This window comes from Dactylosporangium sp. NPDC049742, from assembly GCF_040674675.1.
Lineage (GTDB): Bacteria > Actinomycetota > Actinomycetes > Mycobacteriales > Micromonosporaceae > Dactylosporangium > Dactylosporangium maewongense.
This window is the reverse complement of record NZ_JBFANF010000030.1, coordinates 105,244-118,800: the sequence shown is the minus strand read 5'-3', so window position 1 is coordinate 118,800 and position 13,557 is coordinate 105,244. Positions and strand designations below refer to the sequence as shown.

Below are 13,557 nucleotides of genomic sequence, written 5' to 3'. Positions count from 1 at the left end.
GTGCAGTCCGCCGCCGCGCTGCGGCTGCTGGCTTCCTGGTCAAGGACGCCGACCCGGACGAACTGGTGCAGGCGGTGCGCGTGGTGGCCCGCGGCGACGCGCTGCTGTCGCCGAGCGTCACCCGGGCGGTGATCCGACGCTCGGTCCAGTCCGGGCAGCCCGCGGCCAGGCGGCGGCCCGAGCCGCCGGAGCTGGCCCTGCTCACCGCCCGGGAGCGGGAGGTGGTGCAACTCGTCGCGGCCGGACTGAGCAACGACGACATAGCGGTCCGCCTGGTGGTCAGCCCGCTCACCGCGAAGACCCACGTGGCGCGCGCGATGGCGAAGGTCGGTGCGCGGGACCGGGCGCAGTTGGTGGTCTTCGCCTTTCAGAACGGCCTGGTCACCCCCGACGGGTTCGACGCCGGGAGCACGAGCCGGTAGCAGGCCGCTCCGGACCGTGTTCCGCCGGCCTCCAGCGCTGGCAGTACCGCGCCCACGTGCGGGGTTGCCGCCGAGGGTGACGATCTCCACACGCCATTGGATACCCCCGGGGGTATATTGGGCCAACGCGGACGTGCGTTCCGCGCATACCCCCGAGGGTATGTTTGAGGAGTTCTGGTGACCGTTCGCGAGAACAGCGTCGGGGCGCTGGATGTGCGCCGGACGCCGGCGGAGACACCCGGCAACGACGAAAGGTGACAAACGCAATGACGATCGACGTCGAGGTCGTGGCGACCTCGTCCCTGGGTGACCGCAGCTACCTGGCCCACGACGGCCAGGTCGCGGTGGTGGTCGACCCGCAGCGCGACATCGACCGCGTCCTGGCGCTGGCCGGCCGGCTCGGCGTGCGCATCACGCACGTGGTGGAGACCCATCTGCACAACGACTACGTCTCCGGCGGGCTGGCCCTGGCGAAGGTGACCGGCGCGGCGTACCTGGTGGCGGCGGCCGACGCGGTGGCCTTCCACCGGGTGGCAGTGACCGACGGCGACGAGATCACCGTGTCCGGGCAGTTGCGGCTGGCCGTGGTGGCGACGCCGGGACACACGTTCCACCACCTTTCGTACGTGCTGCACGGCCCGGCCGGACCCGTCGGGGTGTTCACAGGCGGATCGTTGCTGTTCGGTACCACCGGCCGCACCGACCTGCTCGGCAAGGAGCACGCCCACACCCTTGCCCTGCATCAGCACGCCTCCGCCCGTCGGCTGGCCGACCTGCTGCCCGACGGTGCGCAGGTGTGGCCCACGCACGGGTTCGGCAGCTTCTGCTCGGCCACCCAGTCCGACGCGTCGGAGTCCACCATCGGCAGGGAACGGTCCGCCAACCCGGTGCTGCGGCTGGAGGCCGACGACTTCGTCACCACGACCCTGGCCGGGCTGGACGCCTACCCCGCGTACTACGCCCACATGGGCGCCCGCAACGCCGACGGCGCCGACGCGATCGACCTGACCCCCGTCCGGCCCGCGAGCGCCGACGAGCTGCGGGCCCGGATCGCCGCGGGGGAGTGGGTGGTGGACCTGCGCTCGCGCAAGGCGTTCGCCCGCCAGCACCTGACCGGCACGCTGAGCTTCGGCCTGGACGGGCCGATGTCCACCTGGCTGGGCTGGCTGGCCCCGTGGGGCGCCCCGATCACCCTGCTCGGGGAGTCACCGGAGCAGGTCGCCGCCGCACAGCGGGAACTGGCCCGGATCGGCATCGACCGCCCCGCCGCCGCGGCCACCGGCACCCCGCGGCAGCTGGCCGGCGGCGACGCCTCGCGGCTGGGCGAGCTGACCACCGCCACCTTCGCCGACCTGGCCGCCGCCCGTAACGGCCGTCCCCCGCGCGGACTGCCCGCCCCCGACGTCGTGCTCGACGTGCGTATGAGCAACGAGTGGCGCGCCGGCCACATCGACGGCGCGGCGCACATCCCGCTGCCCGACCTGCCGCACCGCCTCGACGCCGTGCCTGACGGGGTGATCTGGGTGCACTGCGGCTCCGGCTACCGGGCTGCGGCGGCGACCAGCCTGCTCGTCCGCGCCGGCCACCGCGTCGTGCACATCGACGACGCCTACGCGGAGGCCGCTGCGGCAGGCCTGCCCACCGTCACCACCGACAAGGAAGACATCTGATCGTGGCCAGCACCTCCACCCTGCCCGTCGACGACCTGCGCCACCTCGTGGAATCCGGCGGCACGCCCCGCCTCATCGACGTGCGCACCCCGGGCGAGTTCGAGACCGCCCACATCCCCGGCTCCTACAACGTCCCCCTCGACCTGCTCCGCGAGCACCGCGACGAGCTGCTCGCCCACCTCGACGAACAGGTCGTCCTGGTCTGCCGCTCCGGACAGCGGGCCGGCCAGGCCGAACAGGCCCTCGCCGCGGCCGGGCTGCCCAACCTGCGCGTGCTCGACGGCGGGATGACCGCCTGGCAGGCCGCCGGCGGGCCGGTTCGCGGCGGCCGGGCCCGATGGGACCTCGAACGCCAGGTCCGGCTGGTCGCCGGCTCGATCGTGCTCGTCGCGGTCCTGCTCAGCGTGGTGGCGGAGCCGGTGAAGTGGATCGCCGGTCTGGTCGGCGCCGGGCTGACCGTCGCCGCGCTGACGGGCACCTGCGTGATGGGGATGCTGCTGGCCAAGCTGCCCTACAACCGAGGCCCCCGCACCGACCTGGACAGCGTCATCAGGTCGTTGGCCGCCGACCGGCCGTGACCGCCACGAGAGCGGCCACCGCCGCGGCCGGCCGTACCGGCGGGCACACCCCGCGCGGCGCCGCCGGCGGCCGGCCGATCCCGCAGAGGAGTCCACGATGATCGCGGCACTCGGCCTGGGCGCCGTGATCGGCGTCCTGCTCGGCCTGCTCGGCGGCGGCGGCTCGATCCTGGCCGTGCCGGCCCTCGTCTACGGCGTCGGACTGCCGCTGCGCGCGGCAGTGCCGACCTCCCTGCTCGTGGTCGGGATCTCCTCGGCCGCGGCCGTGCTGCCCCGGCTCCGCGCCGGACAGGTGCGCTGGCGCATCGCCGCCGTGTTCGGCGCCGCCGGCGCGGTGTCGGCGTTCGCGGGCGCGGCGGTCAACCGGCTGCTGGACCCTCGGGTCGTGCTGATCGGGTTCGCGGTCATGATGGTGGCCGCCGGGGCACGGATGCTGCGCCGGCAGGGTGCCGAGGGCGGGGACTGCGCCCTGCCCAGCGGCGGGGTGAACTGGCGCGGCTGCCTGCCCAAGTCCGTCGGTGCCGGCGTCGCCGTCGGGTTCCTCACCGGCCTGTTCGGCGTCGGCGGCGGGTTCCTCATCATCCCCGCCCTCGTCCTGCTGCTCGGCCTGCCGATGACCGTCGCGGTCGGCACGTCGCTGGTCATCATCGTGATCAACTCGGCGGCCGGGTTCGTCGCACACGCCGGCGACACCACCATCGACTACGGGATCGCGGCCGGTTTCACCGTCGCGGCGATCGTCGGCTCGCTGGTCGCCGCCCGCGTCGCCACCCGGCTGCCCGCCGACCGGCTGCGCCGCTGGTTCGCCTACGTCGTCTTCGTCATCGCGGCATTCGTGGTGACCCAGACCCTGCTCCACCCGGCCGCCGGCTGAGGTCGCGTCGTCAGGCCAGGGACAGGAACAGCTTCTCCAGCTGGGCGACGTCGATCGCCGGCTCCCGGTCGTCCGCCTCCGCGGTGACGCACTGCCGCAGCCCGGTGGCGATGATCTTGAAGCCGGCCCGGTCGAGCGCCCGGGACACGGCCGCGAGCTGGGTGACCACCTCCGCGCAGTCCCGGCCGTCCTCGATCATCGCGATCACGCCGCGGATCTGGCCCTCGGCGCGCCGCAGCCGCTTGATGACGTCGCCGAGGGCGTCCTGGTCGATCTGCATGCCTGCTCCTCACCACGCTGTGCCGTTCAGGATACCCCCTGGGGTACGCCGCGCGGCGTGTCGGCGATCACCGCAACATGAGGTCGACCCTGGGTGGCCGAACGTGGTTTGGGGGGCGCCCATACCTGGAATGGGCGTCAGTACGGTAGAGGTGGGGATTCGACCGTCCGTGGAGGTGTCCGGATGGGGGCAGGCGAAGTGCTGCCGGGCGGGGTTCCACCTGACCGCGTACTCCACGAGAGCGAGCGCACGCGGATCAGTCGGGTGTCGGTCGGTGGGCGCGTCGTCATCCGCAAGGAGCCGCTGGGGCCGGGTGCGGCGCGGCGGGTGCAGCACGAGGTGGCGATCCTCGAGCGCCTGCGCGGTGTCCGGGGCGTCGTCCAGGTGGCGGATACGCCATGGTGTCCGGGGGCGGTCAGCATGGCCGACGTCGGCGGCACGAGTCTGAGTGCGTTGGCGAAGCCCGTGGCGGTCGCGGACCTGATCACGCTGGCGACGGGGCTGGCCCGCGCGGTGGCGGGGATGCACCGCCGGGGTGTGCTGCACCGCGACATCACGCCGGCGAACGTCCTGGTCTGCCGGGACGGTGCGCCGTGCCTGGTCGACTTCGCCCTGGCGTCGTCGTTGGCGCAGATCCGCCCCGAGTTCACCCACCACAGCGAGATCGTGGGGACGCTGGCGTACCTGGCGCCGGAGCAGACCGGGCGCACCGGCTGGCCGGTGGATCAGCGGGCCGACCTCTACGCGTTGGGTGCGACGCTGTACGAGCTGGCGACTGGTGAGCCGCCGTTCGGCTCCGGCGACCCGCTGCGGCTGACACACGATCACCTCGCGCGGGTGCCGGTGCCGCCGGCTCAGGTGAACCCGGCCCTGCCGGAGCCGCTGTCCGAGATCGTCATGCACCTGCTGGAGAAGGAGCCGGGCAACCGGTATCAGACGGCCGACGGCCTGGTGTACGACCTGGAGCGGCTGCGCGACGCGGGCCCGGCCGCGGCGGGGCTGCGGGTCGGCGAGCGTGACGTGCCGCTGCGGCTGATGCCGCCGTCGCGGCTGGTGGGACGCGACGCGGAGGTGGCGACGCTGACGGTGGCGTTCGAGGAGGCGCTGACCGGCCGGTGCCGTGGGGTGCTGGTCAGCGGGGCGCCGGGGGTTGGGAAGACGTCGCTCGTCGATGCACTGCGCCCGGTGGTGACCGGCGGCGACGGCTGGTTCGTGCGGGGCAAGTTCGACCAGTACCGGCGCGACCTGGAGTTCGACGCACTGCATCAGGCGTTTCGCGGGCTGGGTCAGCTGTTGCTGGCCGAGCCGGAGGAGGAGCTGGCCGAGGTCCGCGAGCGGATTCTGCGTGCGGCCGGGTCGAACGCCGGCCAGCTGGCCGCGGTGGTGCCGGAGTTCGCGGCGCTGCTGGGGGTGCCGCCCGAAGCGGGCGATCCGCTGACCGCGCAGACACGGGTGCAGCGCACGTCGGTGGAGGCGTTGCGGGCGGTCGCCTCGCGGAAGCGGCCGATGGTGGTGTTCGTCGACGACCTGCAGTGGGCGGGGCGCACGCCGCTGGGCATGGTCGACCTCATGCTGAGCGAGGAGCCGGTCGAGGGCCTGTTGCTGGTGGCCGCCTATCGCGACGGCGAGGTGGACGAGGCCCATCCGCTGGCGGCGCCGCTGGCACGGTGGCGGGACCAGGCGGGAGTGCGGCACCTGCGGCTGGTCGACCTGCCTGTCCCCGGCACGGTCGCCATCGTCGCGGACATGCTCCGCGTGCCGCGGGCCGAGGCGGCCGGCCTGGTGCGGCTGATCGACCCGTTCGTGTCCGGCAATCCGTACGAGACGGTGGAGCTGCTCAACTCGCTGCGGCGCGACGGTGCGCTGACCGCGACCGCTGCCGGGTGGCGGTGGGATCCGGCGGCCGTCCGGGCCCGGCTGGTCCGCTCGGAGGTTGCCGGGTCGCCGCCGGCGGGTGTCGCGGCGGTCCCCGGGCCCACGCGGCGGGTGGTGGAGGCGATGGCGTGCCTCGCCGGGCGGGGCGAGCTGAGCCTGTTGCAGGCCGCCACCGGTGTACCGGCAGGCGTGCTGGAACAGCGGCTGGCGCCGGCGCTCGCCGAAGGTCTTCTAGTGATGGAGCCCGGTGCGCATCAGGGCGTGCGGTTTCGTCACGACCGGATCCGCGACGGGGTCCTGCGCGGGCTGGCGCCTGGGCGTCGAGCCGCGTTGCAGCTGGACATGGCGCGGCGGCTGGCGCGCGTGCCGGAGCTGTTCGCGGCGGCGGCCGAGCAGTACCTGCCGGTGATCGACGCCGTCGAGGATGCCGCGGAGCGCCGGCGGGTGGTGGGCCTGCTGCGGCGAGCCGCCGGCCAGGCGGCCCTGATCGGCGACTACGTCCTGGTCAACGCGCTGCTGGCGGCCGCGGTGCCGCTCGTCGATCCCGGCGACGTCACCACGCTCGTCGAGGTCAGCACCGCACGCCACCGCGCCCTGTACAGCGTGGGCCGCCTGGAGGAGGCGGACGAGGAGTACCGAACGATCGAAGGGCTGTGTCCCACGGCCCTGGGTCGGGTGGACGCGACGGTGGCGCAGGCGCGCAGCCTGATGCACCGCAACCGCAACCGGGAGGCGGTCACGCTGGGCCTGGAGTCGCTGCGTGAGCTCGGCCTCGCCGTCCCGGCCGCGGATCGGCTCGCCGAGGAGGTCGACCGCCAGATCACCCTGCTGTACCGGTGGCTGGAGCACACCGAAGACGCCGACGAGCTGGTGCGGCCGGACCTCAGCGACCCGACGCTGCTCGCCGTGGCCCGGGTGATCAGCGCGATCCTGGGGGCGGTCTACTTCGCCGCCGACAAGGCCACGTTCGACTGGCTGAGTCTGGAGTCGCTGCGGATCTGGATCGAGCACGGTCCCGCCCGTCCTCTGCTCGGCCCGGCCAGCCACACCGCCTTCACCGCCATGGCGACCTTCAGCGACTACGCCGCCGGGTGGCGGGTGATGCGGCGGGTCCTGGCACTGGGGGAGGCGCGCGGCTATGAGCCCGAGACCTCACAGGTGCGCTTCCTGTCCTCGCTGGTGGGCTGCTGGTCCGAACCGGTCGAACGCACCGTCGAGGAGGCTCGGCGGGCCCGGGAGGGGTTGATCGCCGGGGGTGAGCTGGCCAACGCCCTGCACTCGTACTTCGTGGTCAGCGGGGCCCTGCTGGACTGCGCACCGCTGGACACCTGCCTGGCCGAGGTGGACGCCGGGCTGGCCTTCGCGCAGCAGACCGGCGGCGCGCACATCCGCGAGACGCTCGACAGCTACCGGTGGCTGGCCGGCGTGCTGCGCGGCGACCGGTCCAGCCGGGCCGGCTGGGCACTCCCGGCGGACAGGTACGCCGACAATCCGCTGGCCGAGCTCCACGCGCATGCGACCCGCGCGCTCGCCGCGGCCGTCTTCGGTGACGCGGCCCGCCTGACCCGGCACGCCACGGCGGCGGTACCACTGCTGCCGGCGTCCCCCGGTGTCTACATCGCGGCCCTGGTCCACCTGCTGCACGGGCTGGCGCTCGCCGAGCAGGTCCGCGCCGCAGGCGGGGGAGAGCGGGACGGCCCGCTGCGGGAGCTGGACGAGGAGGTGCGCTGGATGGCCGCCCGAGCCAGGGACGTGCCGGTCAACTTCCAGCACCTGCTGCGGCTGCTCGAGGCCGAGCGGGCCTGGGCCGTCGGTGACTTCCGCGCCGCCGTCCTCGCCTTCGACGCCGCGCTGCGCCACGTCATCGAGCGGGAGCGCCCATGGCACCGTGCCCTGATCTCCGAACGCGCGGCCCGGTTTCTCCTCGACCACGGCGTCGAACGCGCCGGCTACGGCCTGCTCGTCGAGGCCCGCAAGGACTACCTCGACTGGGGCGCCACCGCGAAGGTCACGCAACTGGACTGGGCCTACCCGAAGCTGCGGCTCCAACCCGGCCCGAGCGTCGGTCCGGCGGCCGACCTGTCCCGCCGCCGCGCCACCGTCACGACCGGAACGATCGACCTGCTCGGTATCCTCTCCGCCTCCCAGGCACTCAGCTCCGAGACCAGCATCGACGGACTCCACACCCGCCTGGTCAAGGTCCTCAGCGCGATCGCCGGCGCCACCGGCGTCAGTCTCCTCATGAGCAGTGACGACCAATGCGAGTGGCTCCTGCCCGCGCCCGGCCGAGTCACCCCCGTCACCGGTACGGGCCACGAACAGCTCGCACCACTGTCCGTCCTGCGATACGCCCAACGGATACCTGCCCCGCTCGTCGTCGACGACGCCACCCGCGACGACCGCTTCTCCCGCGACCCCTACTTCACCGACGTCACCTGCTGCTCCCTGCTCGCCGTGCCGATCGTCAGCCGCGGCACGCTGCGCGCCGTGCTCCTGTTGGAGAACCGCCTCATCCGCGGTGCGTTCACCACCGAACGGCTCGACGCCGTCGAGCTCATCGCCGGTCAACTCGCCGTCTCCCTCGACAACGCCCACCTCTACGCCGAATACCGCCGCATCGCCAACGAGCAGGCCGCCCTCCGTCGGGTCGCCACCCTCGTCGCCCACGGCGTCGGCCCCGGCCCCGTCTTCACCGCGGTGGCCGAGGAGGTCGCCGCCCTCTTCGGCGCCGACAGCACGGCGATCGTCCGGTTCGAGCCGGACGGCGAGGCGACCGCCATGGGCGGCTACCCGTTCGAAGACCCGCCGTCAGCTTCACGCGCCAAGCTCGACGCCGACTCGGTGCTGGCATCGGTGCAGGCCACCGGCCAGGCGGCCCGCCGTGACGCGGGCCGGTCCAGCTGGGTGGACCTGCCCATCCCGTGCCGCTGCGCGGTCGCCAGCCCGATCGCCGTCGAGGGCGCGCTCTGGGGCGCCATCGGCGTTGGATCCGGGCATCAGCGACTGCCCCAGGACACCGAACGCCGCCTGGCCGACTTCACCGAACTCGTGGCCACCGCGATCGCCAACGCCGAGAGCCGCACCGAGCTCACCACCTCCCGCGCCCGTATCGTCGCCACCGCCGACCAGACGCGCCGGCGTATCGAACGCGACCTGCACGACGGCGCCCAGCAACGCCTCGTCGCGCTCGCCCTGCAGCTGCGCGCGATCCAGGCGACGCTCCCACCCCACCTCGACACGGTCGCCCAGCAACTCGAACAGGCCGTCACCACGGCCACCACCGCCGCCGACGAGCTCCGCGAAACCGCGCACGGCATCCATCCCTCGATCCTCACCGCCGGCGGGCTCCGTCCGGCCCTGCGGTCACTCGCCCGCCGCTCGACGATCCCCGTCGAGCTCAACCTCCAGATTGTGGGACGGCTCCCGGAACCCATCGAGGTCAGCGCCTACTACATCGTCGCCGAGGCACTCACCAACGCCGCGAAACACGCCCACGCCTCGACCATCACCATCACCGTCACCACCGACCGCGTCCTGCGTGTCAGCGTCCACGACAACGGCATCGGCGGCGCCGACTTCGCCCACGGCACCGGCCTGCTCGGCCTCAAAGACCGTGCCGAAGCACTCGGCGGCCGCATCACCCTGTACAGCCCGCACGGCGGCGGCACCCGTCTCACCGTCGAGATACCGCTCACGGCCGTGGACGGCGACGCCGGTCAGTGACGCGCCGGTCGCACCGGGGTGCCTGCCGCTTCAGGTGCCACCGAACGACCAGTCGGCCTCCGAGTTCTGGCGGTCGTGGCCGCCCATGGGCAGCCGCGCGTGGACCGTCGTGCCGCGGTGGGCGGGGCTGGTCAGCGTCAGCGTGCCGCCGAGTGCCTCGACGCGGTCGCGCACGCCGGCCAGGCCCGGACCCGGGTCGGGGCGGCCGGCACCGTCGTCGCGGATGGTCACGGTGAGGACCTCGCCCTGGACGGCCGTGCCCGTCGCCGGATCCTCGGTGACGATGCCGACCTCGATCTCGATCGCCGAGGTGCCAGGGTGCTCGGCGGAGTCGGCGAGCGCCTCGGAGACCACGTGGTAGGCGGCAACCTCGACGAAGTCGGGCAGGCGGCGCTGCGGCCCGCTGCGGACCGTCACCGGGACCGGGCAGCGGCGGGCGAGCGCCTTGACCGCGGGGACGAGCCCGCCCTGGGAGAGCAGCGACGGATGGATGCCGCGGACGATCCGCTGGAGGGCCTCGAAGGCGCCGTTCAGTCCCGCGGTGGTGTCCGACAGCCGGGACCGCAGCTCGCCGAGCTCCTCGGGGATCAGCGCCTCGGCGACGCGCAGTTCGAGCCCGAGCGAGATGAGCCGCTGCTGCACGTGGTCGTGGAGTTCGCGTTCGATGCCGCGGCGGGCGTCGTCCGCGGCGAAGACGAGCCGGACCCGCGACGCGGTGAGCTCCGTGCGGCTCTCGGTGTTGGCGATCGCGGTCGCGACGAGGTCGGTGAACTGGGCGAGCTCGTGCTCGGTGCCGGACGGCGGCGGGCCCTGGCCCCAGTGGCCGATGAGGACACCCCAGACCTGGCCGTCGACGATGATCGGTGCGCCGACGGAGGCGCGGAAGCCCTCGGTGCGGGCGATGTCGACGACCAGGCCGTTGGTGTCCTGGTAGGAATCCAGGCGAGCCGGACGGGCGTCGCGCAGCACCAGGTCCGCGACCCCGCCGGAGGCGTCGAGCCGCTTGCCCAGCAGCAGCTGGACTCCCGGCCTTCGGCTCCACTCGGCGACGACGCTCACCGTGCTGATGCCTTCCCGGCGCAGCACCCGGACGGCGTCGGCGTTGAACAGCTCCGCCGCCTCGGCGGCGACCGCGGCGACCAGCTTGGCGGGAGCGACGCCGTGGGCCACGAGCTCCGCCACCCGCCGCAGCGCCGCCTGTTGCGTGAGCAGTGCCTGCAGTTCCGTCCGGCTCGCCTGCAGCGACCTGCCGGCCCGTAACACGGTCGCCAGCCCGGGCACCACACCGTCGCGCAGCCGACCCATGACCCGGTCCGGCACATCCGCGGACACGACGAGCGCGCCCGGTTGCAGCGGCAGCTGCACCCGGCCCTCGTGCGGCGGGACGGTGTCGAGCTCGATCGCCGCGTACGGCAGGCGCATGGCCTCCGCGATCCGGGCGGCGGCCTCCGGTAGGACCGCTCGCACGTCGTCGGCGCCGAGGATGAGCCGGGTCAGCTCGGCGACCGCGTCGCTCTCCCGGCGCCGCTTGATGGTCTCGATCGCCCCCGAGCGGGCCAGCTGGGCCACCGAGCTGGCGACCCCGGCCACCATGAGGTACACGGAGAGCCCGAGCCAGTCCCGCCAGTCCTCCGTCTCGAAATGCCAGAACGGCGGGGTGTAGAAGAAGTCGAACGCGAGTGTGCTGACGATCGCCATCGCCACGCCCAGCCACAGGCCCCACACCGTGGAGACGACGAGCACACCGGGCAGATAGACGATGGCGACGGCCTCCACGGCGGCGAGGTGCCGGAGCGGGTAGACCAACAGCGTCTCCACGACGATGAACCCGACGCCGACCGCGATCCCTGCGGCGAGGGGCGGCGGACCCAGCCGTACCAGCCACGCCGCCAAGCGTGCCTGCATCATCGGTCCCCTTCTCCAACGGTCCCGTGTGTCGGATCGGACGGAACCGGTCGAGCGGAGGCAACCATTCGATCGTAGGGCGGGCACGCACCGGACGTTCGCCCCGGTGACGGTCCGGGCGCCGCGGCTCACCCCCTGAATCACCCCTGTTCACCGGCGTGCGGTGCCGGTCGCTCGCACAGGTGGCGTGACCATCTGGTCAACCATTCAGGGCGGCTGTACAGTCAGCTCGATTGTGCTTGCACCGGTTCGCCAACCCCCCTCGGCGAATCAGCACGTGGCCATGCGGCGCAGCCCACGCCCCCCGGGGTGCGCCGCACGGTCACCTCCAACCGGGCAGCCCACGCCACCGCGGCACACCCGGGGCAAAGCGGGTGCATCGACGAACTGCCAGTTCTAGAGTGCGTGGGATGGATCTTTCACGTCTCGGCGCGCCGATCGGTCCGATGATCCGTGTCCACGGCGGGTTCGCCAACCGGATGTACCGGCTCGACACCGACCAGGGGTCGTTCGCGGTGAAGGAGTTGAACCTCGCCGACCGCCGCTCGGCGTACCGCGTCGAGGACGTGTTCAGGTTCGAGCGGGCGGCGTTCGCCGCCGGCATCCCGATGCCGGAGCCGATCTCGGCGGGTCACGACACGCTCGTCCACCGGTGGGCCGAGGGCGAGAAGATCCCCGAAGCGCCGGTGCCGGCGGCGTACGCGTTCGAGATCGGTGAGATCCTCGCGCGCATCCACGCGCTCGACGTCGCGTGGACCGACGTCCCGACCGAGGAGCCGGTGGCACGGGACTGGCCCGAGCTCGCCGAGCGGGCGACGGCGACCGGACAGCCGTGGGCCGGCGAACTCGCCTCCCGGGTCGAGACGTTCCTCGCGATCGCCCGCTTCGTCGACACCTGCGAGCGGCCGGGCCCCGTCGTGCTGACCCACCGGGACATCCAGCCGTGGAACCTGCTCGCCCACGAGGACCGGCCGGTGGTGCTCGACTGGGAGCTTTCGGGGATGCTCGACCTGTCCAGCGAGCTCGGCTCGACCGCGCTGAGCATCGCGAAGGGGCCCGGCTTCGACGGCATTCAGCCCGCCGTCTTCCGTGCGGTCCTCGACGGCTACGTCGCAGGCGGCGGAGCGCTGCCGCCGTGGGGTCCGAGCTGGTTCGTGTTCATGATCGGTGGCTGGCTCGGGCACACGAGGTGGAACATCCTGCGCTGCCTCGCCGGTGTCGAGGCGGGCACCGGCCCCGAGCTCGCGCTGTCGCACGAGTCCGCGCGCAACGGCGTGCGCGGCCTCCCCGACCTGTTCGGCCGGCTTCCGCAACTGCAGGAGCTGCTCAGGTCCCCGTGACCGAGGCCGGGTTGCCGCTGCAGGGGTGTGCTGTCAGGCTGCCCGCCACGGCCGAGGCCTGATCGCCGCGTTGTCAGACCGCTCGGACTTCGGCGAGCCGCTTGATCGAGTAGTCGTCGTCCCAGCAGACGGCGGCCTCCCATGCTGCGGAGGCTTGGGTGGCGATGTCGTACGCGCCGTCGTCGAGGCCGGCGGCGTTGTCGGGCAGCGCGAGGTCGAGGTCGGGGACGTCGACGTGCGCCTCGTCCCAGTCGATCAGCGCGACCTGGTCGGCGGTCATGCGGACGTTGCGGGGGTTGGGGTCGCCGTGCACGACGCAGGTCTGGCGTCCGGCGAGCCGCGCCCACGCCGCCCGGCAGCGGGCCACGCCCTCCGGCGGCATCGCGCCGAGGTCGACCTTCGTCCCGGTCTCGGCGTGCAGGAGGTCGGTCGAGGATCGCCAACCCGGGCGCTGCGGCCAGCCCCGCGTCAACCGGTGCAGCTCGCGGAGCGCGCCGGCCACGCGACGCCAGTCGGCCTGCGTCTCGGGCGGTCCGCCTTCCAGGTAGGTCATCACGACCAGACCATCGGCGAACAGCCGGCCGTCCGTGGTCGGGATCGGCACCGGCACGGTCAGACCTTCACGGTCGAGGTGCTGGAGCAGCCCGGTCTCCCACGCGAGATCGGCGTCGCTGCGGCGGCCGAGACGGCCGACCGCGAGCTGCCCGTTGACGCGCACGCTCCACACGTCGTTGGCGACACCACCGGCGAGCCGCTCGATGCGGGCGACGTCGTCACCCCACTGCCCGAGCGCCTCCCACCCCATTCGCCACACTTTACAGTTTCCGGCATCACTGTTCGGGTCCGACCGAGGCCGAACGGCGTCAGGCCGCCGGCCTCGGCGCCGGCGA

General features: G+C 73.3%; 8 protein-coding genes and 1 pseudogene. 6 read left to right on the top strand and 3 right to left on the bottom strand.

Annotated elements, in window-relative coordinates; translation table 11 throughout:
- Positions 1 to 2 precede the first annotated feature (2 nt).
- The 4 genes and pseudogenes from AB0J72_RS31830 to AB0J72_RS31815 form a co-directional block, all read left to right on the top strand.
- Positions 3 to 422: pseudogene (locus AB0J72_RS31830) on the top strand (response regulator transcription factor); the annotation flags it as partial.
- Positions 423 to 688: 266 nt separating this feature from the next.
- Positions 689 to 2,092 (top strand): MBL fold metallo-hydrolase, encoded by a 1,404-nt coding sequence (locus tag AB0J72_RS31825; protein ID WP_363405007.1) that lies wholly within the window; start codon positions 689 to 691, stop codon positions 2,090 to 2,092.
- Complete coding sequence (locus AB0J72_RS31820; protein ID WP_363405063.1) at positions 2,089 to 2,670, top strand: rhodanese-like domain-containing protein; 582 nt, start codon at positions 2,089 to 2,091, stop codon at positions 2,668 to 2,670. Before AB0J72_RS31825 ends, AB0J72_RS31820 begins: the two co-directional genes overlap by 4 nt.
- 97 nt (positions 2,671 to 2,767) lie before the next feature.
- Entirely contained in the window at positions 2,768 to 3,544 is a 777-nt protein-coding gene (locus AB0J72_RS31815) for a sulfite exporter TauE/SafE family protein (protein ID WP_363405005.1), read from the top strand.
- 10 nt (positions 3,545 to 3,554) lie between these two features.
- On the opposite strand, the gene AB0J72_RS31810 is transcribed toward AB0J72_RS31815, so the two are convergent.
- Complete coding sequence (locus AB0J72_RS31810) at positions 3,555 to 3,824, bottom strand: metal-sensitive transcriptional regulator (RefSeq protein ID WP_344513859.1); 270 nt, start codon at positions 3,822 to 3,824, stop codon at positions 3,555 to 3,557.
- 264 nt (positions 3,825 to 4,088) lie between these two features.
- Here AB0J72_RS31810 and AB0J72_RS31805 point away from each other — a divergent pair, with 264 nt between their 5' ends.
- Entirely contained in the window at positions 4,089 to 9,422 is a 5,334-nt protein-coding gene (locus tag AB0J72_RS31805; protein WP_363405003.1) for an AAA family ATPase, read from the top strand.
- Between the two features lie 30 nt (positions 9,423 to 9,452).
- On the opposite strand, the gene AB0J72_RS31800 is transcribed toward AB0J72_RS31805, so the two are convergent.
- Positions 9,453 to 11,330, bottom strand: coding sequence for a DUF4118 domain-containing protein (locus tag AB0J72_RS31800; RefSeq protein WP_363405001.1), 1,878 nt, complete (start codon positions 11,328 to 11,330; stop codon positions 9,453 to 9,455).
- A 407-nt stretch (positions 11,331 to 11,737) separates the two neighbouring features.
- Here AB0J72_RS31800 and AB0J72_RS31795 point away from each other — a divergent pair, with 407 nt between their 5' ends.
- Complete coding sequence (locus tag AB0J72_RS31795; RefSeq protein ID WP_363404999.1) at positions 11,738 to 12,667, top strand: aminoglycoside phosphotransferase family protein; 930 nt, start codon at positions 11,738 to 11,740, stop codon at positions 12,665 to 12,667.
- 73 nt (positions 12,668 to 12,740) lie between these two features.
- On the opposite strand, the gene AB0J72_RS31790 is transcribed toward AB0J72_RS31795, so the two are convergent.
- A complete protein-coding gene (locus AB0J72_RS31790; protein WP_363404997.1) occupies positions 12,741 to 13,472 on the bottom strand; it encodes a phosphotransferase in 732 nt (243 codons plus the stop codon).
- Positions 13,473 to 13,557 lie beyond the last annotated feature (85 nt).